Origin of the sequence: Delftia sp. SD018 (assembly GCF_017355445.1) — a bacterium.
GTDB lineage: Bacteria > Pseudomonadota > Gammaproteobacteria > Burkholderiales > Burkholderiaceae_C > Comamonas > Comamonas acidovorans.
This window is the reverse complement of sequence record NZ_JADDRN010000008.1, coordinates 117,111-137,506: the sequence shown is the minus strand read 5'-3', so window position 1 is coordinate 137,506 and position 20,396 is coordinate 117,111. Positions and strand designations below refer to the sequence as shown.

The window sequence follows — 20,396 nt, the reverse complement described above, 5'->3', positions numbered from 1 at the left end:
GCCAGGTTTCCTGCGGGCTTTGGTTGTTGAAAGCGTGGGGTCAGGGGGCGACGCGCACCAGCATCATGTCGGCCTTCGAGCCGGCACCACGGGTCAGGACCGGGTGGACGGTGTCATTGATGAAGATGAGTTGGTTGCCCTGGGTAATGCGTGAGGTGACCGTGTACTGCGAGGCAGGATTCAGGCGGCTGGGCTCGACGGGCAGCTTGAAGCTGTAGGGCGGCTTGAGGCCCTCGAGCCGCATGGACTGCTGGGATATCACCGGGGCGGGAGCATCGGCGCGCGAGGTGTCCTGCAATTCGACGACCAGCACGGCATCGGGCGCAAGCGGAGCGGGCTCCCTCAGGTCAACCGTTCCCATGACCGCAGTGACGGGCGCATTGGGCGCCGGCTGGGTCTGTGCGCATGCACCCAGCAGTGCTGCAGACATCACGAGAGCCAGGGCTGTGCGGCGCTGAAGGCTGTTGGAATTCATTGGAGCTCCTTCTTGATTTGGGAGTCCCAGTCTGGCCTGGCGCGGGTTGCGAGGCTGTAGGAGCAGGCTCAACGCAAGCTGCTGCCATTTCCCAAAGTCGCATGGGCCGATCTGCTGGCTGGTTGCCAGTCTTGGAGGCAAGGGTGTGAAAGGTTTGTGCTAGTGCTGCGGGCGCTGAGCTGGCGACGCTCGGTTGAACACTTGCGATCTGGACAGACAAAAGCCCCTGGCTCTTTCGAACCAGGGGCTTGAATCATTTGGTCGGAGCGGCGGGATTCGAACTCGCGACCCTCTGCTCCCAAAGCAGATGCGCTACCAGGCTGCGCTACGCTCCGACTAAAACGCTATTGTAGCGTCAAAAAAATGGGTATTTTCGCAATGGGCGAATTTTTTGCTCAACGCGAGCCAGGTCCCGGGCCGCGGTTGGCCAGGTGGCGGAAGGTGATGCGGCCCTTGGTCAGGTCGTAGGGCGACATCTCCAGCGATACCTTGTCGCCAGCCAGGATGCGGATGTGGTGCTTGCGCATCTTGCCGCCGGTGTAGGCGATCAGCTGGTGTCCGTTTTCCAGCGTCACACGAAAGCGAGAGTCAGGCAGGACTTCCGTGACGGAACCCTGCATTTCAATCAGTTCTTCTTTGGCCATGTGTTCAATCTCTCAGGTCTGGGTCGGTTGCGGCACTCACTTGTCGGAACCACGAAGGCCTTGCCTGGCCCACAGAACATGGGGTACGTGGGCCGAGGCTGAAAAAGCAGTGGATGTTCTGCGCAAGAGGCGCAGACCGAACGGAAGGCCAGGTCACAATGGTGTCGCAAAGGCAAAGCCCGGCAACAGCTAAACCTCCCAATTCTACAGCGTTGCATTCCCGTGCGTGCGCGGCCCAATGCGGCCGTCGCACGCAAAACACAGGTTGGATTTTTGCTGGAACGGTGCTGCCTTTGTCATCTGCGTTTCATCCGCGGCCTCCGGAAATCGTGCGCTTGGCTTCGAGGCGGGTATGACAAGTGCTTAAAGCGGCGGGAGAAGTTGAGGGCGAAGGGTGTGGGTTGGCTAGAATCCGCCCACAACTTCTATTACTTTCATAGCAAAACCTCGATGTCTGATCGACTTGCCGTTCTCTCCCAGTATCTTTTGCCCAAGCAGGCGCTGACTGCCGTCATGGGGCGCCTGGCCCAGGCGCGTGCTGGCGACCTGACCACGGCAGTCATCCGGCGCTTCATTGCACGCTATGGCGTGGACATGTCGGAGGCGGCCGATTCCGATCCTGCGGCCTATGCCAGCTTCAACGAGTTCTTCACGCGGGCGCTCAAGCCCGGTGTGCGGCCGCTGGCTTCGGCCGACTGGGTCTGTCCGGTGGATGGGGCCATCAGCCAGATCGGCGCCATCGAGGGCGAGCAGATCTTCCAGGCCAAGGGACACAGCTACAGCGCCACGGCGCTGGTCGGCGGCGATGCGCAGTTGGCGCGGCAATTCGACAACGGGCATTTCGCCACCATTTACCTGAGCCCGCGCGACTACCACCGCATCCACATGCCCTGTGCAGGCCGGCTGCGGCGCATGATCTATGTGCCGGGCGAACTGTTCTCGGTCAATCCGGTCACGGCGCGCGGCGTGCCGGGCCTGTTTGCGCGCAACGAGCGCGTGGTCTGCGTTTTCGATACCGACCATGGCCCCATGGTGCTGGTGCTGGTGGGCGCCACCATCGTGGGCAGCATGGGAACGGTGTGGCACGGCATCGTCAATCCGCCCCGTCCCGGACGCATCCAGGACTGGCGCTATGACGACCAGTCCATCGTCCTGGGCCAGGGCGAGGAAATGGGGCGCTTCCAGCTGGGCTCCACCGTCGTCATGCTGTTTCCCGCATCGGCAGGGCTTCGCTTCAACGAGCAGTGGACGCATGCTGCGCCCGTGCGCCTGGGCCAGAAGATGGCAGGGCGCAACGAGGCCTGAGCCTGGATGGATGATCGATGAAACCGGGCCCAGGCCCGGTTTCTTTCAAAGGATCCAGCTCAGGGCTTCAGGGCGCCGCTGTGTGGTGAACATCGAAGGCGTGATGCTCAGCCGTTCAGGCCTGACGGGGTCTTCATGGCCGACCAGGTAGACCATCAGTTCGCGGCGGCGCAGTATCACGTGGCTGACCTTCTCGGCCTTGCCGTTTTGTGTGACATGCGTGCCGGGGCGAAACAGCGGCATCTGGAAGGTGAAGCTGCGCGGATCGGCCGGTGGCGCGATCGCGGTGCTGGTAGGGGCTTCGAGTGTGGCAACCATAGGCTTGATGTGCATGAGTGGACGCTGCCAACTCTATCGACACTGCCGCGCCAAACTGTAGGGCCGCCGGGGTGCGGCCACGAGCAATCATGCCTGCGGGTGGGAAACGCCGAGGATGGCGTGCAGCCGTGCGCTGGTCGTCGTGTACTGCAGCAGCGGTTTTTCGCCCTGCAGATACTCGGCGGCGGCAAAGGCCGCCATGGTGGCTTCATGGAAGCCGCACAGGATCAGCTTGTGCTTGCCCGGGTAGCTGACGATGTCGCCAATCGCATAGATGCCTGGCGCATCGGTGGCCTGGGTTGCAGGGTTCACCAGCAGCTGCTTGCGTTCCATGGCCAGGCCCCATTCGGCGACCGGGCCCAGGCGGGGGGAGATGCCCAGGCAGACAACCAGTTGCTGCGCCGCCAGTTCGTGCTCCTGGCCTTCGCCATCCATCCATTGAACGGCGCGCAGTTGGCCTGCATCGGCATGCAGTTGCGTGATCTGGCCGATCACCACGCGGATGGCGCCGCTGTCGCGCAGTTCCTGCAGGCGCTCCAGCAGTGCGGCCGAAGCCTGGAAGGCGTCGCGGCGGTAGAGCAGATAGGTGGCCTGGGCCCTGTCGGCGCAGGCAATGGCCGCGGCCACGGCCTCTTCGTCGCCACCGTGGACGATGGCGGTCTGGCCGCGCACCATTTCCAGATCGGCGGGATGGTAGTGAAGCTGGCCTGCAGCCAGCAGCTCCACGCCGGGCACCTTCAGCGCCTTGGGCACAAAGGCACCCACGCCAGCCGCAATGAAGACGCTGCGCGCGTGCAGTTCAAGGCCGTGCGTAGTCTGCGCCAGCCAGCGGCCATCGTCCATGCGCTGCAGCTGGGAGACCTGCTGGGAAAGGTGCAGTTGCGCGTCCATGGGCGCGACCTGCCGCTGCAGCAGCTGGACCAGTTCATGGCCCGTGCATACCGGAATGCCGGGAATGTCGTAGATGGGCTTGTCGCCGTACAGCTGCGCGCACTGCCCGCCCACATGGGGTAGGGCATCGACGACATGGCAGCGAATGCCTTGCAGGCCCAGCTGAAACACCTGGAACAGGCCCGCCGGGCCCGCGCCTATGACGAGGGCATCGGTCTGGATCGGTTGCGTGCCGGAGGTGTCTTGCATGGGCTGCGCGGCTTCAGCGTTCGAGCTGGTCCAGCTTGCCGGGCTTGCCGTTCCAGTCGTCGGCGTCGGGCAGCGAGGCCTTGCGCTTGGTGATGCTCTTCCAGCCCTTTTCCAGCGACAGCTCGGCATTGAGCTTGATGAAGGCCAGTTGGTCGGCGGGGACGTCTTCCTCGGCAAAGATGGCATTGGCCGGGCATTCGGGAATGCACACGGCGCAATCGATGCACTCGTCAGGGTCGATCACGAGGAAGTTGGGGCCTTCGCGGAAGCAGTCCACGGGGCAGACATCCACACAATCTGTGTATTTGCACTTGATGCAGTTTTCGGTGACGACGTGAGTCATGGGAGTCTTTTATGGCAGTGTGAATGTCGGTATCAACCCGGGATTCTAAAATTTTTCAGGAGCCAGTCCCGCACATGGCATGGATTCTGGCGCGGACTGCTGCGGTTTTCCGAAAGCCCACGAGCCGGCATGTGCCGGCTCGCGAAGCGGGACTGTCCAGTTGCTCAATCCAGCAGTGCAGCGCCTGCGGTAGCGTGGCTGGCCGTGTCCACAAGGATCAGCGCACCCAACTGGCGGGCCTGGGCGAAGGGCGCTGCGGGAATGCTTTCCTGCAGCAGCAGCTCCACGCGGCCGATGGCGTTGGGCTCCAGCTGGGTGGCCTCTTCCTGGGCCAGCGTGTGGATGTTCAGGCGGTGCACCACGCGGCGGGCCTTGGCCTTGATCCAGCGGTGGCCGTGCAGCGCCAGGTAAGTGCGGCCGGGGACCAGCGGCTGCTCGTCCATCCAGGCCACGGTGGCAGTCAACTCGCGCTTGCTGGGCCATGCGGGCTGCGCTTGCGGGGCGTCGAAGTCGTCATCGGCAGCGGCCGCTGCAGCCGCAGGGGCTGCGACGAGCCAGTCACCACGCGAGACATCGACCTCGCGGTCCAGCGTGATGCCGGCCGACAGGCCTGCGTCGATGGAGCCGGGAAGGCGGGCATGGTCCAGCACCTGGGCAATCACGGCCTGCTGGCCGCTGGGCAGGATCTGCACGGCGTCGCCCACGCGTGCGCGGCCTGCGGCCACGCGGCCCCAGAACACGCGGCGGCCCTGGCTGGTATCGGCCGAGGACGAGAATTTCTCCACCCACTGCACGGGGAAGGCCAGTGCCAGGCCGGTGTCGGTCGGCGTGTTGGGCAACTGCTCCAGCAGTTGCAGCAGGCTGGGGCCGTCGTAGCCGGCCCAGCCGGGCTCGGCGTTGACCACATTGAAGCCCTTGAGGGCCGAGACGGGCACGGTGGCCGCGGAGGCAATGCCGGCCTCGGCCGTGAAGCGCTCCATCGCGCCGCGGATGTGGACGAAGGCCTGTTGCGGGTCTTCGACGGCGTCGAGCTTGTTGACGGCAAACACCAGCGAGTGCACGCGCAGCAGGTGGGCCAGCAGGCTGTGGCGGCGCGTCTGCGGCAGCAAGGTGAGCTGCGGGTTCTTCCAGTCGAGCTTGGTGGCATCGACCAGCACCACGGCGGCGTCGGCGCTGCTGGCGGCGGTGACCATGTTGCGCGTGTACTGCTCATGGCCCGGCGCGTCGCCGATGATGAACTTGCGGCTTTCGGTGGCGAAGTAGCGGTAGGCCACGTCGATGGTGATGCCCTGCTCGCGCTCGGCCGACAGGCCGTCGGTCAGCAGCGCCAGGTCGGTCTCGCCGCTCTTGGTGACGCCGGCCAGCTGGTCCTGCAGCACGGCGCGCGTGTCCACCAGAAGGCGGCCGATCAGCGTGCTCTTGCCGTCATCGACGGAGCCGCAGGTGATGAAGCGCAGGGCCGAGGCGTTGGCGGCGGTCTGTTGTGTGGCCTGGCTGGCCGTGGAATCCGCGACGGCTGCGTCGGCGGCAATGCTTGCGGTGGTCATCAGAAATATCCGTCCTTCTTGCGCTTTTCCATGGAGGCGTCGCTGGTCTTGTCGTCCATGCGCGTGGCGCCGCGTTCGCTGACTTCGGCGGCCAGGGTTTCGAGCACGATGTCGGCTGCCGTGGCGGCTTCGCTTTCCACGGGGCAGGTGCAGGTGATGTCGCCCACGGTGCGAAAGCGCACGTCGCGCACCACGACTTCCTCGCCGTCGCGCGGGGGTGTGAGTTCGGTCACGGGCACCAGCAGGCCGCGGCGCTCCACCACTTCGCGCTTGTGCGTGTAGTAGATGCTGGGCAGGGCGATCTGCTCGCGCTCGATGTATTGCCAGACATCGAGTTCAGTCCAGTTGCTGATGGGGAACACGCGGAAGTGCTCGCCGGGGGCCAGACGCGTGTTGAACAGCGTCCACAGCTCGGGGCGCTGGGCCTTGGGCTGCCATTGGCCGAAGCTGTCGCGGTGGCTGAAGATGCGTTCCTTGGCGCGGGCCTTTTCCTCGTCGCGGCGGGCGCCGCCGATCAGGGCGTCGAAGCGGAATTCATCGATGGCCTCCAGCAGCGTCACCGACTGGTGGACGTTGCGGCTTTCGCCCGGATGGGCCAGGCGCACGGTGCCGCGTGCCATGGAATCCTCGACGCTGCGCACGATGAGTTCGGCACCGAGCTCCTTGGCACGCAGGTCGCGGAAATCGGTCACTTCCGGGAAGTTGTGGCCGGTGTCGATCATCAGCAGCGGGTAGGGGATGCGGCCCTTGCCGAAGGCCTTTTCGGCGCAGCGCAGCATGACCAGCGAGTCCTTGCCGCCCGAAAACAGCAGGGTGGGGCGCTCGAAGGCGGCGGCCACTTCGCGCAGCACGAAGATGGTTTCCTCTTCGAGGGCGTCGAGGTGGCGGTTGCTGAGATGGCTCAGCACGGAGGTGTCCACACGGGCATTCATTTCTTGGTTTCCAATCAAATCGGTGTCAAACCCTGCAGGCTTCACTTCTTGGCGTGCAGGCCGCATTCCTTGGCCGCTTCATCCTCCCACCACCAGCGGCCGGCGCGGAAGTCCTCGCCAAGGCTGACGGCGCGCGTGCAGGGTGCGCAGCCGATGCTGGGATAGAACTGGTCGTGCAGCGGGTTGTAGTCCACACCATGGCTGGCGATGTAGTGCCAGACATCGCCCTGGGTCCAGTCGGTCAGCGGGTTGAACTTGGTCAGGCCCTTGGTCTCGACCTCGCTGCGGTCCACGGCGGGCACGTCGGCGCGGGCATTGGACTGCTCGCGGCGCAGGCCCGTGATCCAGGCGCTCTTGCCGGCCAGCGCACGCGCCAGCGGCTCCATCTTGCGCACGCCGCAGCAGGCCTTGCGCAGCTCGATGCTGCGGTACATGGCGTCCTGGCCGTTGTCGCGGATGAAGTGGATCACCGATTCGAGCTGCGGCCGGTAGACCTTGACGCTCAGGCCGGGCAGCGACTGGGTGCGCTCCAGCAGGGCCAGGGTCTCGGTGTGCAGCGCGCCGGTGTCCAGCACGAAGACGGGGATGTCCAGGCCCAGGCGGTGGATGATGTCGGTGATCACCACATCCTCGGCGCCCAGGCTGGAGGCCTGCGTCACGGCCTCGGCGCCCAGGGCTGCAGCCTCGCGCAGCAGGGCCTCGGTGGCGGCCAGCTTATCGGCAAAGCCGCTGCTGGCACGGCCGTTGACCTCGGTGGCCTTGGCCGATGCCTGTCGCGACAGAAAGCTTTGCGCACCCATGTCAGGCAGCCTTGACGAAGTGGGGCTCGGGATGGACGGCATCGCCCTGGTAGAAGCCGTGGAAGCGGTCCAGCTGGCGCTGGGCGTCGGCGATGTCCACGCCTTCGCGCAGCACGGCCACGTCGAAGCCGCAGCGCTGCATCTGCACCAGCTGGTCGATCAGCACGTCGCCGGTGGCGCGGATTTCGCCCTGGAAGCCCAGGCGCTTGCGCAGCAGGCGGGCCTGGCTGAAGGCGCGGCCATCGGTGAACTTGGGAAAGTTGAGGTCGATGCGCTGCACGCCGGTCAAATCCAGCGTGAAGGGATCGGCGTCATTGGCCGGGGCGATGATGGTCTGCTGGCCTTCGGCCGGGCTTTGGTGCTCTTGGGCGGCGATGATTTTCATGGGGATCTCCTGCGGCTCTCACCTGGGGTCAGGCGGCCGCCTCCTCGGTGTGCTTGGCGGGGTGGCGGGCGGCATTGCCGGCGGCCTTGAACGGGTCGATGCCCACGCGGCGCACGGTGGCGATGAAGGTCTCGAAACGGCCGCCTTCGCTTTGGCGCTGCTCGCGGTAGGTGGCCAGCAGGGCCTCGATCACGCCGGGCACTTCGGCGGCGCTGAACGAGGGGCCGATGATCTTGCCGGGCGTGGCCGGGCCGGACAGGTGGGAGCCGTCGGCGCCGCCCAGCGTGATCTGGTACCACTCCTTGCCGTCCTTGTCCACGCCCAGGATGCCGATGTGGCCGCTGTGGTGGTGGCCGCAGCTGTTGATGCAGCCGCTGATGTGCAGGTCGATCTCGCCCAGGTCCCACAGCTCGTCCAGGTCCTGGTAGCGCTCGGTGATGGCCTCGGCAATGGGCAGGGAGCGCGCATTGGCCAGCGAGCAGAAGTCGCCGCCGGGGCAGGCGATCATGTCGGTCAGCAGGCCGATGTTGGGCTTGGCCAGGCCCAGGGCCTTGGCCGCCTTGTACAGCTGGGGCAACTGGTCGCGGCGCACCCAGGGCAGCAGCAGGTTCTGCTCGTGGGTGACGCGCATCTCGCCGGCCGAGAACTGGTCGGCCAGCGCGGCGGCGGCATCCATCTGGTCGGCCGTGGCGTCGCCCGGCGCGTAGCCCAGGCGCTTGAACGACAGCAGCACGGCGCGCAGTTGCGGGTGGCGGTGCGGGCGCACGTTGCTGATCAGCCAGCGGCCGAAGTCCTTGTCTTCCTCGGCGGCCGTGCGCAGCAGGGCCAGGGTCTCGGCCTCGGCATTGGCGGGCGACAGGTCCAGCTCGGGCTCGCGGAAATTGGCGGCCACGCGGTCGTACTCGGCTTGCGTGATGGTGTGGGGACCACCCTCGACCTCGACGATCTGGCGGAATTCCTCATCGACCTGGTCGATGAAGTTCTGGCCCTCGGACTTCACGAGGATCTTGATGCGCGCCTTCCAGGCGTTGTCGCGGCGGCCGTAGCGGTTGTAGACGCGGATCACGGCTTCCAGGTAGTTCATCAGCTGGTTCCAGGGCAGGAACTCGCGCAGCACCGGGCTGATGGTGGGCGTGCGGCCCATGCCGCCGCCCACGCGCACCTTGAAGCCCAGCTCGCCAGCCTCGTTCTTGAGCAACTGCAGGCCCACGTCGTACCAGCCCAGCGCGGCGCGGTCTTCCTCGGCGCCGCTGATGGAGACCTTGAACTTGCGCGGCAGGAAGCTGAACTCGGGGTGCAGCGTGCTCCACTGGCGCAGGATTTCGGTGAAGGGGCGAGGGTCGGCGATCTCGTCGATGGCAATGCCCGCCAGCGCGTCGCTGTTGATGTTGCGGATGCAGTTGCCGCTGGTCTGGATGCCGTGCAGGCTGACGCTGGCCAGCAGGTCCATCACGTCGGCGGCCTTGGACAGCGGAATCCAGTTGTATTGGACGTTGGTGCGCGTGGTGAAGTGGCCGTAGCCGAACTTCAGGTCGGAGCCGATGCGGCGGCCGTCGTGCAGCGGGATGTCGCCCAGCCGGTCCTGGGTGGCGCGGGCCTCGGCCAGCAGGGCGGCGTCGGGCTGGTCGTACTCGCGGGCCACGCGGGCCAGCACGCGCAACTGGGCGCTGGACAGTTCGCCGTAGGGCACGGCCACGCGCAGCATGGGCGCGTAGCGCTGCACATACCAGCCGTTTTGCAGGCGCAGGGGCTTGAACTCATCCTCCGAGAGCTTGCCGGCCTGCCAGCGTTCGAGCTGGTCACGGAACTGCTCGGCGCGCAGGCGGATGAACTGTTTGTCGAATTCGGTGTATTGGTACATGGCGCTTCGGATGTGGGGTCTTCGACTGCCGCCAGTGGCGGCGGTGCAGGGGTTCATTGCGTGGCACCGAGGCACTTGCGGGAAACGCGCGCAGAACCCTGCATGGACGGAAATGTAAGCAATGGCCTTATAGAAGCAAACGATTGTTTTGTCCTGCAAGTATGTGGATATGGATATAAGTGAATGGCAGCAGGCTTTGTGGGGCTGGGCATGTCAAACGCATGAGCGGCCGATATGCTTTCCGGCCAGAGGGAGGATTTCAGAATGCGAAACCGTTGTGCCGCCATCGGGCTGGCCTTGGCATTGGCAACTGCTGCTCAGGCGCAGGTCCAGAAGCCGGCACCGCCGCCGTCCCCGTTGTCAGCAGCGCACACAGCTGACATGCCTGAACCCGACAAATCCGCACAGGAATCGGCCTGGGATGCGTATCTGCATCGCGTGGCGGCGCAGTTGGCCAGTTCCGGCAGCGGGCGCGATCTGGCCTTTGCGGCCATCCTGATCAATCTGTCGCCCCGCGACAAAAGCGCTGTCAGCCAGGCCGAGGGCTGGCGCCAGGACGCGCTGGAGCGGGCAGGGCAGGATGCGCTGGCCTATCAACTGCTGGCCTCCAAGGCCCCTGAGGACGAAGGCGAAGTGCGCTCCGAGGCTGCTCGCCGCTGGCTGGCGCTGGAGCCCAGCAATTTCTCTGCGCTGATGCAGCAGGCGCTGGGACCGCAGGAACTGCTGGTTGCAGCGCGCGAAAGCCGCTATGCGGACCTGCACATGTATGACGGCGTGCGCTGGATGCAGTCCGCTTTGCTGCGTCATCCGCCCACGGCACAGGAGCTGCAGGCGCTGGGTGGCAGTCCGAACTACCGGCTCGAGGAAGGCGCGGTGATCACTGCAATAGGTATCTGGACAGCCTTTCCCTTGACGGGCTACAAGGCGCTGCTGGATGCCTGCAAACCCGAAGCGATGGGCAAAACCCCGGCGCGCGAGGCCGACTGCCTGCATGTAGCCCACCTGCTGACGGAGCGCTCATCGACCGTGCTGGATGAGGGCTTTGGGCTGGCGATTCAACGCCGGCTGGCCAAAACCCCGGCCGAGCGCGCCGCGGCCCAGGCCCGGCGGCGCCAGTTGGAGTGGCTGATGCAAGCGTCCGCCCCGCTCGGCATGCAGGACGGAGGAGCCCAGTTTGCCCGGCTGCTGGCCGATCCTTCCATCCACAGCGAGCAGCAATTGCTGCAGCGCTTGCTCAAGGATGCAGGCCGGCCCTTGACGCCGCCGCCGTGTTGGAAGTGGCGCCCGCCCAGACCTTAGGGATTGCCGGCAGCCGCGCCGCCACGGCCGCCTCGCTCACCCCATAGAGCGCAGCCAGCGCGGCCGGTGTCGCCACTTGCGCCGCCGCACCGCAGGCCTGCAGGCCGCCGCGGCCCAGCAGGGCGATGCGGTCGGCCACTTGCAGCGCATGCTCGGGCTGGTGGGTGGACAGCAGCACGGCCATGCCGCGTGCACGCAGCGCGGCAATCTGGTCCAGCACGCGGATCTGGTTGCCGAAGTCCAGGCTGGCCGTGGGCTCGTCCATGACCAGCAGCGCGGGCTCCTGGGCCAGGGCGCGTGCGATCAGCACCAGCTGGCGCTCGCCGCCGCTCAGCTCGGTATAGGGGCGCAGCGCCAGATGGGCGCTGCCCAACTGCTCCAGGCAGCCCAGCGCCAGGGCACGGTCGGCACTTGAAGGCCGGGCCAGCGCAGGCAGGCGCGCGGCACGGCCCATGAGCACCATGTCCAGCGCTTCGAAGCCGAAGACGCCGGCCTGCGCCTGGGGCACATAGCCCACGCGCCGCGCAAACTCGGCACGCGGCCAGCTGTGCACGGGCTGGCCCTGCACGCGCACCTCTCCGGCCAGCGGCGCCAGCAGGCCCAGCACGGTACGGAACAGCGTGGTCTTGCCGCAGCCGTTGGGGCCCAGCAGGCACAGCACCTCGCCTGCGGCAATGGCCAGGTCCAGCCCCTGGCTGACGCGCCGCCGCCCATGGCCCGTGGCCAGGGCCAGCGTCTGCAGCACGGGTGGGGCCTGCACCTCAGTCATTGCGCCCCGTGCGCGACAGCAGGTAAAGAAAGAAGGGCGCGCCAACCAGGGCCGTGAGAATGCCCAGCGGCAGCTCGATGCGCGCCGCGCTGCGCGCCAGCGTGTCGGCCGCAACCACGAAGCCCGCGCCCAGCAGCGCCGAGGCCGGCAGCAGGCGCACGAAATTGGGGCCGACCAGCAGGCGCGCCACATGCGGCACCACCAGCCCCACCCAGCCGACGCTGCCGGCCAGCGACACGGCCGCCGCCGTGCCCAGCGTGGCACAGGCCACCAGCAGCAGGCGCAGGCGTGCCACGGGCACGCCCAGGGCCAGCGCCTCCTCGTCAGGCAGGCCCAGCAGGTTGATGCGCCAGCGCAGCAGCATCAGGGGCAACAGGGCGCACAGCATCACGGGTGCCGTGGCAGCCAGCTCGGGCAGGGTCACGGCGCTCAGGCCGCCCATGAGCCAGAAGGTGATGGATGGCAGCTGTGTATTGGGGTCGGCCAGCATCTTGACCAGTGCGATGCCCGCGCCCAGCAGCGCGCCCAGCGCAATGCCGGCCAGCACCAGAACCAGCACGGGGTCATGCCGGCGCACGCTGGCGCTGATGGCCACCACCACGGCCACGGCGGCCAGCCCGCCGCCAAAGGCCAGCGCCTGAACGGCCGCCATGGACCAGCCCAGGAAGATGCCCAGCACCGCGCCCAGGCCGGCACCGGCCGAGACGCCCAGGATGTCGGGCGAGACCAGCGGGTTGCGGAACATGCCCTGGTAGGCCGCACCCGCCGCCGCCAGCGTGGCGCCCACGGCCAGGCCTGCGGCGATGCGTGGCAGGCGGATGTTCCAGAGCACGGTCTCGGCGCTGGCGGACAAGGGGGACGCCGTGCCCGTGGCGCGCGCCAGCAGCGATTGCCACAGCTGCTGCGGCGCGATAGAAAATTGCCCGGCTGCCAGCGCCCACAGCAGCACGGCGGCCAGCAAGGCCAGCGCGAGCACCCACCCCAGGCGGCGGCCTGAGGCGGGCATCAACGCGCAGTCTCCATCAGCCTGCCCAGCGCTGCGGGCGACAGGTCGGCGCCGTAGAACAGGCGGTAGAAGTCGCGCACCTCGCGCTCCAACGGCGGCAGTCCCTGCAGTGACGGCGCCTGCGGGTGGAGCTTTTCCAGCAGCCAGCGCACGCCGATCAGCCGGTTGACGCCGGGCGGACCATCCAGCCAGCCGAAGGGCCAGACCGGCGCGCAGTGCACGCGGCCCGAGCGCACGGCGGCCACGCCGCGCCACAGCGGGTCCTGGCGCATGCGCTCGGCAAGGCCGGGTTCCTGCGTGACGATGACCTGCGGGTCCCAGGCCAGGATCTGCTCCATGGACACGCGCGTGAGCCCGCCGCGCCCTGCATCGGCGGCCACATTGCGCCCGCCCGCGTATTCGACGGCTTCCACATTGATGGAGCCCGCCAACCCTGTTTCCAGCCCATTGGCGCTGCGTGCGAAGTACACGCGCGGGCGCTCGGCCGGTGCCAGGCCCTGGGTGGCACGCTGCGCCAGCGCCGCCACGGCATCGGCATGGCGGGCCAGGGTTTCGCCGCGTGCGGCCTCGCCCAGCAGGGCGCCGACCTCGCGCAACTGGCGTGCGTGGTCGGTCAGCGAGCCCTGGATCAGCACGCAGGGCAGGCCGGTCTGGCGCGCCAGCCGCTCGGTGGCAGAGATATAGGTGGCATCGGCCGTGCCGGCGTCCAGCACCAGGTCGGGCTGCAGCTTCAGCAGCGATTCCAGCGGCATGGTGCTGCCGCGCCCGGACAGGCGGCCCAGGTGCGGCAGCGCCTGCAGTGTGGGCCCCAGATAGGCGCGCGAGACATCGTCCAGCTGCTGGGGCCAGCCCAGCAGCTTGTGCGGTGCCAGCGTGGCCACCAGCACGCCTGCGGGCGGGCCGGCCGCGAATACGCGGCGCAGCCTGGCGGGGTCCGGCATCTGTCCCATGCGGGCGGCAATCGTGGCTGCCTGGGCATGGCCGGGAACAAGAGCCGATGAGGCCAGTGCCGCCATGGCCTGGCCCAGCCAGCGGCGGCGGGTGAACAGAAGATCGGTCATGAAAATCAGGGGATGGGGCTGGCGCAGCCACGGCGCTCAAGCTGTGCCTGGCACCATTGCTCGATCTGCACCTCATCGGCTGCCAGCTCGGCATGCAGGCTGCCGGTGTACCTGCGCCAGTCTTCAAGATGGCGGGCCGCGACGGCCGTGAGCACGGGCGTGCCGGCCTCGACAAAGGCCGCGAATTCGGCGGCAAAGCCCTGGCCCGAGGCCTCGACGATGCCGAAGCGGTTGATCACCACCAGATCCACGCCATCGTCCAGCGCCTGGCGCAGCACGGCGCTGGCTTGGGCCAGGGCCTGGGGGTTGAGACTGCAGGCGCGCGAGGCGCAGCCCAGGTCCTGGGACAGCTCGAATTGGCGGTCACTGCGCAGGTCGAACAGCTGCATGCGCTTGTTGCCGTTGGCATAGCGGTCCTGGCGATGCACCAGGCCGCCCACGCGCCAGCCCGCGCCTTGCAGGCGGCGTGCCACGCGTTCGAGCAGCAGCTCCATTGCATGCTCGTCGTCTGGATGGACCAGGGCGGCCAGGGGCAGGGTGGCAGGTGAGTTCATGGCATGCGGTGCTTGTGGAATCCAGGCAGGTTTTTACTCCTGGCCGCCGCCGGTGTCGTTGACCAGGGGCATGCTGTCGCGCCCGAAGATCCAGGGACCTCCGGCTGCCACATTGGCCAGCGCCAGTTCCTGCTGGCCCGGTGCGGACAGCAGATGCTCGGCCAGCCGTTGCGCGCTGCGGCGCTGGCGGGCGTCGGCCGGATGGTGCGGCCCGGGCGTGAGCAGCACATAGGGCCGGCGCATCAGCGGGTCGCCGTGCAGCAGCAGTTCGATGCCGGGCGCGCCCATCTTGCCGAAATGCAGCGGGATATGGCCGACCACGGCATAGGCCTGGAGCTCGGCCGCCAACTGCAGCACGGCCTGGGGGCGCGGCCCGGTGTCGGCGCGCAGCCAGCGGGCGTCCGGCCGTATGCCGGCGCGGCGCCACAGGCGCTGGACCACGGTATAGCTGCCGGGGTCGCGCAGCGCGATGAAGGGTGAGCCGCTGCCAACGATGCGGCGCATGGCCTCCACGCCATCGGCCGCGCCGCGCACCCCGGCCGGATCATGCGCTGGGCCAGCGAACACATGCTCGTTCCAGCCCCAGACCCGCGCGGCCGATGCCAGGCCGGCAGCCTCCAGCGACATGGCTTCGTCGCTGGCGTGGATGAGCAGCAGCTGGGCGCGGCCCTGGGCCATGGCGGGGATCACGCCCTCCTTGGGCGCGGCAACGGCGGTGCGCACGGACAGGCCCAGGCTGCGGTCCGCCGCGTCGGCCAGGTGCGGCCACACACCGCACAGCGACAGGCCGCCGACCACGGCCACGTTCACGCTGGCAGGTTCGGCCGGCTGGGCGGCGCAGCCGCTCAGGGCTGCCAGCGCGGGCAGGGCGCCCAGCAGGCGGCGGCGAGGGTGGCAGATCGGTTCCATGGAATCGGGTACGGGCACAGTCTCCGACCCGGTTTCAGAAGCGATAGCCCAGGTTGACATACCAGCTGCGGCCCGGCATGGGCAGGCCGTCATCGAACTGGTACCACTTGTCGCCGATATTGGCCACGCCAAAGTCCACGGTGATGTCGCTGCGCGGCTTGTAGCGTGCGCGCAGGTTGGCAATGCCGTAGCCGGGCAGTTTGAGCGTCTGCAACTGGCCGCTGCCTGACAGCGGCACGTAGCGGCCCTTCTCGGACTCGACCTCAGCATTGAATTCCCACTGCGCCAGCGGACGCCACTGGACACCGGCCAGCAGGCGGTGGCGCGGCGTGTTGGTCAGCGTGATGCTGGAGTCGCTGGTGTTGCGGCGGTTCAGGTAGGTGTAGCCGGCGTTCACGCCCCATTGCGCGGACAGTTGCTGGGCCAGGGACAGCTCCATGCCGATATTGCGCGTGCGCCCCACGTTCTGCGCCTGGTTGCAGGTGGTGCCGCCGCATTCGGCCGAGGCCACGACCACGGTCTGGATCTGGTTGCGCACGCGGCTGTAGAACAGCGCGGCCTGGCCCTGGCCGCCCTGCCAGGGCGAGCCGCTGACGCCCAGCTCCAGGTGGTTGGCGGTCTCGGGCTGCAGGTCGGGGTTGGCCAGGGCCGTGCCCATGCGTGCCGAGTAGCGGTCCTTGATGGTGGGAAAGCGCGTCTTGTGCGAGGCGATGAAATACGCCTCGCTGCCGCCGCCCAGCGCATAGCCGAGCTTGGCCACGCCATTGGTGGCGCTGGCGGAGCCCGTGGGCCACTGGTAGACCTCGCGCGCATCGCGCTGGTCGTGGCTGAGCGCCAGGTTCAGGCTCCAGCGTTCGGCCAGGGAGATCGTGTCCTCGACCACCAGCGAGCGCGTTACGTCGCGGTAGTGCTTGCTGGGGTCCTTGGCCGAGGCGGCATCGGTGTGCTCGTCGATCTTGTAGTGCGCGCCCAGGCGCAGCGCATGGCCCTTGAAACTGTAGTTGGCCCACTCGATGCTGGCGCCTTGGCTCACGTCCTTGTAGCTGCTGGTGGGGTCATGGCGCGTGTAGCTCGCGTCCGTGTACATGTCCAGGCCGTTTTGGTAGGTGTCGTGGTAGATGCGTGTCTTGAGCAGGTTGTCGGCATTGATGCGCGTGGTGCTCAGAAAGTACACGCTGTCCTTGTCCCAATAGGGCCAGCGCCAGTAGCGGATGACGTTCTTGCCCGTGGCGCTGCCGGTATACACGGGGTTGCCCTTCTCGCCTTCCTGGCGCACATAGCCCAGCGCGTATTCGTCCGTGGCATTGGGCGTGAGGCCCAGCTTGAACGACAGCCGCTTGTCCGTGCGGTAGGCGTTGTCGCGGTAGTTGCCCGTGTCGGTGGGCTGCTTCTTGAAGTCCTTGAAGCCCTTGGGCAGCGGAAAACTGTCTGCGTCCAGGTAGGAGGCGCCCAGCTGGTAGTACCAGGTGCCCAGGTTGCCGCCCAGGTTCACGGCGGCCTTGCGTTCGCCGCCTGCGCCTGCGCCGATGCGTGCATCGCCCTCGAACGATTTGACGGGCTTGCGCGTGACCAGGTTGATGGCGCCGCCCAGCGTATTGGGGCCATACATCAGCGAGGCGCCGGCCTTGGCCACGCGGATCTCGGACAGGTCGAAGGTGGTGAAGCGGCCGAAGTCCACATAGCCGTCATAGGGCACGTACAGCGGCACGCCGTCCACGAAGACCGGCACCTGGCGCGGATCGAAGCCGCGCAGGTAAATCATTTCCTCGTTGCGATTGTTGCGCGACAGCGTGGCGCCCGGCAGCAGGCGCACGGCGTCGGCCACGGTGTCGGCATTGCGCTGGCGCATCTCGGCGGCGTCCAGTCGCTGTTCATCGCCGGATATGGCCTCTGCTTCATCACGCGCACCGTGCACATCGACCGTGCCCAGCTGGAAGGTCTGCGAAGCCGGTGCTGCAGGTGCACCCGATTGGGCCTCGACCTGGGCTTGCGCCTGCGTGCTGGCGGCCAGGCCTGCGAGCAGCAGGGCTTGTGTCAGTGCGGAGCGAAGGCGGAACGAGGGTGAGCAGAGGGCGGGTGAGGATGCGGGAGCGCAAAAGCGGGGCTGGCGGGTCACGGTTTCAGGTTCTTGTGTGGTTGAACGCGGGGAGCGGCTGGTTGTTTCCTTTTGAAAACAGGTTCCGGATTCTAGCGATATGCACTAGAAAGCATAACGAGTGACAAAAAACCGTCTGCGGGAAGACTCGGGTTTTCTTTCAGGCCGTTGTGTGAATGCCGGGCCGTTCAGCGGCCGGGCGGTTCAACGGCTCAGCGCCTGCGGCCCAGGCGCTCGCTGGCCAGGGCAGCCGCCAGCCTGGCATCCAGGGGCAGCGGTTCGTCGTGCAGGCGTGCTGCCAGCAGCTCGCCGCACAGCAGCGACAGCGTGAGCCCGCGCGAGCCCATGGCCGTCATCGCCCACAGGCCAGGAGCCTGATCGGACACCGGTCCGACCACGGGCAGCCGGTCTGGCGAGGCCACGCGCACGGCGCCCCAGGTGGCGCGCGGTGGCGCGTCGAAGAAGCCTTGCAGGCCCTGGTAGGCACGTGGCAGCAGCTGCGCCAGCTTGGCGCCATTGGCTGCATGGGCTGCGGCCTGGTCTTCGGGACTTGGCGGCAGCGCGGTCTGGTCGCGCTCGAAGGTCGATCCCATGACCCAGCCTGGCCCGGCTGCATCGCCGGGCAGCGGCATGGCAGGCACCAGGTTGCCATGGCCGTTGACGGGAAAGGGCGGCATGGCCTGCGCGCTGGCCGGGGTGTGCACATCCCAGCTGACCTGGCCGCGTATGGGCTGCAGCGGCCAGGCGGCCTGCGCACCCAGGCTGTGCTCCAGCAGCGTATTCGTGGCGGGGCCCAGGGCGAGAACAACCAGTTCAGCCTCGGCCAGCAGATTGCCCTGTGCATCCAGGGCCTGCCAGACGGGCGCGCCACCGGCTGTGTCGATGCATGCAAGACGCGCCACGCAGGCGCGGCCCTGCCAGCGCACGCCCGGCAGCGCCAGCTGCGCCTGCACCAGCCGCGCGGGGCACACCCAGCCGGCCTGCACATGCCAGCAGGCCGGGGCGTCGGCAGGCAGGCCGGCCGCCGAGAGTTGATCGGCGCTGGCGGGCCGGCTCCAGTGGTCGCCCGGGCCGGGGGATTGCCAGTCGCGCGGCAGCCGCGGGGCGGCTTCCACGCCGTGCTCCAGCACGCCGGTATCGCACCAGTCCGTGCCCGGTTGCAGCAGGCCCTGGCCGGAGAGCATTTGCAGCTGCGCCAGGGTCAGGCGTGCGCCGTCGCGGCTCAGGCGGGACAGCAGGCTGTCATCGGGCGAGACATGGGGGCAGAACAGGCCCGCGGGCAGGGCCGAGGCGCCCGCTGCAGGCGCGTCGGCAGCATCCAGCACAGTGACCTGCCAGCCACGGCGCGACAGGCTGGCGGCGGCGGCCGCACCGGCGATGCCTGCACCCAGCACCATGCAGCGCTGTGGGGTAATGGCTTCCTGCGGCTGTGCACGCGGCCCGCGCGGCCCACGCGGTTGCCAGGCCGGGTCGAAGACGGCATGCAGGTTGTGGCGCTTGGGGCGCACGCCATCCACCTTGCGGACCTGAAAGCCGTGCTGGGCCAGGCCATCGCGCACCGTGCGCGCCACGCACCAGGTGGACAGCTGCGTGCCGCGCCGGCAATGGCGCGCCAGCGCGCGCAGGGTATCGGCGCTCCAGAGGTCGGGGTTGAGTTCCGGCGTGAAGCCGTCCAGGTAGATGCTGTCGGCCGTGAGCTGCTGGCGCCGCAGCATCGCCTGGGCATCGCCGATGTACAGCGTCAGCAGCACGCGCCCTTGCTCGAAGGCGAGGCGGTGCACGCCGGGCAGCAGGCCCTGGAACCGGGTGGCCAGCTCTTCCGCCAGCAGGCGCAATCCTGGCTCGTGCGGCATGGCCTGGCGCATGGCGTCGGCACTGACGGGAAAGGCCTCGGCCGAGACGAAATGCAGCAGCCTCGGGCGCCGGGGATCGGCCTTCCAGGCTTCCCAGGCCACGAGGAAATTCAGCCCGAACCCGAAACCGGTCTCCAGGATGCGCCATTGCGGCGCATCGGCCCAGGCCGCCGGCAGGCCGCAGCCGCCCAGAAAGACGTGGCGGGCCTGGTCCAGGCCGCCGAGTTCGCTGTGGTAGCGGTCGCCGAAGCGCGGGCTGTAGGGCGTGCCATCGGGCAGCCAGTCAATGGGTTCGGACATGGGCAAGGGGCAGAACTACTCCTCCCAGCGCTGCTGGTAGGAGAACACGGGCAACCTCCACTTGAAGCGGATGGCGGCCAGGCGCAGCGTGAGTCCGCCGGCAAAGCAGACGACGGTGCTGAGGTTGGAGCCCACTTCCAGCGTGCGCAGTCCCAGGAACAGCAGGCACACGGCCAGGGACACGCTGGCGTACAGCTCGCGCCGGAAGACGACCGGCACCTGGTTGCACAGCACGTCGCGCAGAATGCCGCCGCTGATGCCGGTCAGCATGCCCGACATCACCACCACCACGGGCGGGTAGCCAAGCTCCAGCGCCACGTTGCAGCCGATCAGCGAGAAGGCGATCAGCCCCATGGCGTCCAGCAGCAGAAAGACCTGCTTGAGATGGTGCATGTGGCGCGCCACGACGATGGTCAGCAGCCCGGCCGAGATGACCAGGTAGACATATTCAGGGTGCTGCGTCCAGCCGATGGGGTAGTGGCCCAGCACCATGTCGCGGATGGTGCCGCCGCCCAGCGCGGTGACGAAGGCGATCACGGCCACGCCGAAGATGTCCATGTTGCGCCGGCCCGCCGCCAGCGCGCCCGACATGGCTTCGGCCGTGATGGCCACGAGGTAGATCACCAGCATGACGGTGAACTGCGATGCCTGGAACGATTCCAGCAGGGAGACGGATGGAAGCACGGAAAACCTCGGATGAAGACCGGCCCGCGCCGCAGGGTGTGCGGCCACTGCGCCGTCCAGCGCAAGAAGGCGGGCATTGTAGGCGGTCTCTGGGCGGCGGCCGTTTGCGGCACCGC

20 protein-coding genes and 1 tRNA gene are annotated in these 20,396 nt (G+C 67.8%); 2 read left to right on the top strand and 19 right to left on the bottom strand.

From position 1 onward, the window contains the following. Positions 1 to 40: 40 nt before the first annotated feature. The 3 genes from INR38_RS10770 to infA all read right to left on the bottom strand — a co-directional run bounded on the left by INR38_RS10770 (position 41) and on the right by infA (position 1,119). Positions 41 to 475: a YbaY family lipoprotein gene (locus INR38_RS10770; RefSeq protein WP_013801640.1), complete on the bottom strand. Its 435-nt coding sequence runs from the start codon at positions 473 to 475 to the stop codon at positions 41 to 43. Positions 476 to 733: 258 nt separating this feature from the next. Continuing rightward, a tRNA-Pro gene (locus INR38_RS10765) sits at positions 734 to 810 on the bottom strand. A 60-nt stretch (positions 811 to 870) separates the two neighbouring features. Then, the gene (gene infA / locus INR38_RS10760; RefSeq protein WP_012206460.1) at positions 871 to 1,119 is read right to left on the bottom strand and encodes a translation initiation factor IF-1; all 249 of its coding nucleotides are present in this window, start codon (positions 1,117 to 1,119) and stop codon (positions 871 to 873) included. A gap of 450 nt (positions 1,120 to 1,569) precedes the next feature. Here infA and asd point away from each other — a divergent pair, with 450 nt between their 5' ends. Further along, the gene (gene asd / locus INR38_RS10755) at positions 1,570 to 2,424 is read left to right on the top strand and encodes an archaetidylserine decarboxylase (RefSeq protein ID WP_065345055.1); all 855 of its coding nucleotides are present in this window, start codon (positions 1,570 to 1,572) and stop codon (positions 2,422 to 2,424) included. 45 nt (positions 2,425 to 2,469) lie between these two features. Here the strand turns inward: asd and INR38_RS10750 are convergent, their stop codons facing one another. From INR38_RS10750 to INR38_RS10715, 8 genes are all read right to left on the bottom strand, one after another. Then, complete coding sequence (locus INR38_RS10750; protein WP_242699034.1) at positions 2,470 to 2,742, bottom strand: hypothetical protein; 273 nt, start codon at positions 2,740 to 2,742, stop codon at positions 2,470 to 2,472. Positions 2,743 to 2,829: 87 nt separating this feature from the next. Further along, positions 2,830 to 3,882, bottom strand: coding sequence for an NAD(P)/FAD-dependent oxidoreductase (locus INR38_RS10745; RefSeq protein WP_207443351.1), 1,053 nt, complete (start codon positions 3,880 to 3,882; stop codon positions 2,830 to 2,832). Between the two features lie 13 nt (positions 3,883 to 3,895). Further along, the gene (gene fdxA / locus INR38_RS10740) at positions 3,896 to 4,225 is read right to left on the bottom strand and encodes a ferredoxin FdxA (protein WP_012206456.1); all 330 of its coding nucleotides are present in this window, start codon (positions 4,223 to 4,225) and stop codon (positions 3,896 to 3,898) included. Positions 4,226 to 4,389: 164 nt separating this feature from the next. Then, positions 4,390 to 5,772, bottom strand: coding sequence for a GTP-binding protein (locus INR38_RS10735; protein WP_207443352.1), 1,383 nt, complete (start codon positions 5,770 to 5,772; stop codon positions 4,390 to 4,392). Continuing rightward, positions 5,772 to 6,704 carry a sulfate adenylyltransferase subunit CysD gene (gene cysD, locus INR38_RS10730; protein ID WP_013801646.1) on the bottom strand — a complete coding sequence of 311 codons (933 nt, stop codon included), beginning with the start codon at positions 6,702 to 6,704 and terminating at the stop codon, positions 5,772 to 5,774. Before cysD ends, INR38_RS10735 begins: the two co-directional genes overlap by 1 nt. 41 nt (positions 6,705 to 6,745) lie before the next feature. After that, entirely contained in the window at positions 6,746 to 7,504 is a 759-nt protein-coding gene (locus INR38_RS10725) for a phosphoadenylyl-sulfate reductase (RefSeq protein ID WP_013801647.1), read from the bottom strand. Between the two features lies 1 nt (position 7,505). Beyond that, the gene (locus INR38_RS10720; protein WP_012206452.1) at positions 7,506 to 7,889 is read right to left on the bottom strand and encodes a DUF934 domain-containing protein; all 384 of its coding nucleotides are present in this window, start codon (positions 7,887 to 7,889) and stop codon (positions 7,506 to 7,508) included. 28 nt (positions 7,890 to 7,917) lie between these two features. After that, positions 7,918 to 9,750, bottom strand: a complete 1,833-nt coding sequence (locus INR38_RS10715; protein ID WP_207443353.1) for a nitrite/sulfite reductase — start codon at positions 9,748 to 9,750, stop codon at positions 7,918 to 7,920. Between the two features lie 381 nt (positions 9,751 to 10,131). On the opposite strand from INR38_RS10715, the gene INR38_RS10710 reads away from it, so the two are divergent. Next, a complete protein-coding gene (locus tag INR38_RS10710; protein ID WP_242699033.1) occupies positions 10,132 to 11,049 on the top strand; it encodes a hypothetical protein in 918 nt (305 codons plus the stop codon). Here the strand turns inward: INR38_RS10710 and INR38_RS10705 are convergent. The 8 genes from INR38_RS10705 to INR38_RS10670 form a co-directional block, all read right to left on the bottom strand. Then, entirely contained in the window at positions 10,985 to 11,818 is an 834-nt protein-coding gene (locus INR38_RS10705) for an ABC transporter ATP-binding protein (RefSeq protein ID WP_207443355.1), read from the bottom strand. The genes INR38_RS10710 and INR38_RS10705 overlap by 65 nt on opposite strands. Beyond that, entirely contained in the window at positions 11,811 to 12,824 is a 1,014-nt protein-coding gene (locus tag INR38_RS10700; RefSeq protein ID WP_207443356.1) for an iron ABC transporter permease, read from the bottom strand. Before INR38_RS10700 ends, INR38_RS10705 begins: the two co-directional genes overlap by 8 nt. Then, a complete protein-coding gene (locus tag INR38_RS10695; protein WP_207443357.1) occupies positions 12,824 to 13,885 on the bottom strand; it encodes an iron ABC transporter substrate-binding protein in 1,062 nt (353 codons plus the stop codon). The genes INR38_RS10700 and INR38_RS10695 overlap by 1 nt, the downstream gene beginning before the upstream one ends. A gap of 5 nt (positions 13,886 to 13,890) precedes the next feature. Continuing rightward, positions 13,891 to 14,439, bottom strand: coding sequence for a DUF2478 domain-containing protein (locus tag INR38_RS10690; protein ID WP_034395316.1), 549 nt, complete (start codon positions 14,437 to 14,439; stop codon positions 13,891 to 13,893). A 33-nt stretch (positions 14,440 to 14,472) separates the two neighbouring features. Continuing rightward, positions 14,473 to 15,348, bottom strand: coding sequence for a tungsten ABC transporter permease (locus tag INR38_RS10685; protein ID WP_207443358.1), 876 nt, complete (start codon positions 15,346 to 15,348; stop codon positions 14,473 to 14,475). Between the two features lie 34 nt (positions 15,349 to 15,382). Beyond that, positions 15,383 to 17,464, bottom strand: a complete 2,082-nt coding sequence (locus tag INR38_RS10680; protein ID WP_207443359.1) for a TonB-dependent receptor — start codon at positions 17,462 to 17,464, stop codon at positions 15,383 to 15,385. Between the two features lie 191 nt (positions 17,465 to 17,655). Continuing rightward, positions 17,656 to 19,596, bottom strand: coding sequence for an FAD-dependent 5-carboxymethylaminomethyl-2-thiouridine(34) oxidoreductase MnmC (mnmC, locus tag INR38_RS10675; RefSeq protein WP_207443360.1), 1,941 nt, complete (start codon positions 19,594 to 19,596; stop codon positions 17,656 to 17,658). Between the two features lie 15 nt (positions 19,597 to 19,611). Next, the gene (locus INR38_RS10670; protein WP_012206442.1) at positions 19,612 to 20,280 is read right to left on the bottom strand and encodes a trimeric intracellular cation channel family protein; all 669 of its coding nucleotides are present in this window, start codon (positions 20,278 to 20,280) and stop codon (positions 19,612 to 19,614) included. Positions 20,281 to 20,396: the final 116 nt, after the last annotated feature.

Bases quoted from the DNA above. Each gene is read 5' to 3' on its own strand.
- INR38_RS10690 (WP_034395316.1), bottom strand. From the start codon at position 14,439: ATGAACTCACCTGCCACCCTGCCCCTGGCCGCCCTGGTCCATCCAGAC.
- INR38_RS10750 (WP_242699034.1), bottom strand. From the start codon at position 2,742: ATGGTTGCCACACTCGAAGCCCCTACCAGCACCGCGATCGCGCCACCG.
- INR38_RS10695 (WP_207443357.1), bottom strand. From the start codon at position 13,885: ATGACCGATCTTCTGTTCACCCGCCGCCGCTGGCTGGGCCAGGCCATG.
- INR38_RS10710 (WP_242699033.1), top strand. From the start codon at position 10,132: ATGCCTGAACCCGACAAATCCGCACAGGAATCGGCCTGGGATGCGTAT.
- INR38_RS10725 (WP_013801647.1), bottom strand. From the start codon at position 7,504: ATGGGTGCGCAAAGCTTTCTGTCGCGACAGGCATCGGCCAAGGCCACC.
- asd (WP_065345055.1), top strand. From the start codon at position 1,570: ATGTCTGATCGACTTGCCGTTCTCTCCCAGTATCTTTTGCCCAAGCAG.
- INR38_RS10735 (WP_207443352.1), bottom strand. From the start codon at position 5,772: ATGACCACCGCAAGCATTGCCGCCGACGCAGCCGTCGCGGATTCCACG.
- INR38_RS10715 (WP_207443353.1), bottom strand. From the start codon at position 9,750: ATGTACCAATACACCGAATTCGACAAACAGTTCATCCGCCTGCGCGCC.
- INR38_RS10720 (WP_012206452.1), bottom strand. From the start codon at position 7,889: ATGAAAATCATCGCCGCCCAAGAGCACCAAAGCCCGGCCGAAGGCCAG.
- fdxA (WP_012206456.1), bottom strand. From the start codon at position 4,225: ATGACTCACGTCGTCACCGAAAACTGCATCAAGTGCAAATACACAGAT.
- mnmC (WP_207443360.1), bottom strand. From the start codon at position 19,596: ATGTCCGAACCCATTGACTGGCTGCCCGATGGCACGCCCTACAGCCCG.
- INR38_RS10685 (WP_207443358.1), bottom strand. From the start codon at position 15,348: ATGGAACCGATCTGCCACCCTCGCCGCCGCCTGCTGGGCGCCCTGCCC.
- cysD (WP_013801646.1), bottom strand. From the start codon at position 6,704: ATGAATGCCCGTGTGGACACCTCCGTGCTGAGCCATCTCAGCAACCGC.
- infA (WP_012206460.1), bottom strand. From the start codon at position 1,119: ATGGCCAAAGAAGAACTGATTGAAATGCAGGGTTCCGTCACGGAAGTC.
- INR38_RS10745 (WP_207443351.1), bottom strand. From the start codon at position 3,882: ATGCAAGACACCTCCGGCACGCAACCGATCCAGACCGATGCCCTCGTC.
- INR38_RS10700 (WP_207443356.1), bottom strand. From the start codon at position 12,824: ATGCCCGCCTCAGGCCGCCGCCTGGGGTGGGTGCTCGCGCTGGCCTTG.
- INR38_RS10705 (WP_207443355.1), bottom strand. From the start codon at position 11,818: ATGACTGAGGTGCAGGCCCCACCCGTGCTGCAGACGCTGGCCCTGGCC.
- INR38_RS10770 (WP_013801640.1), bottom strand. From the start codon at position 475: ATGAATTCCAACAGCCTTCAGCGCCGCACAGCCCTGGCTCTCGTGATG.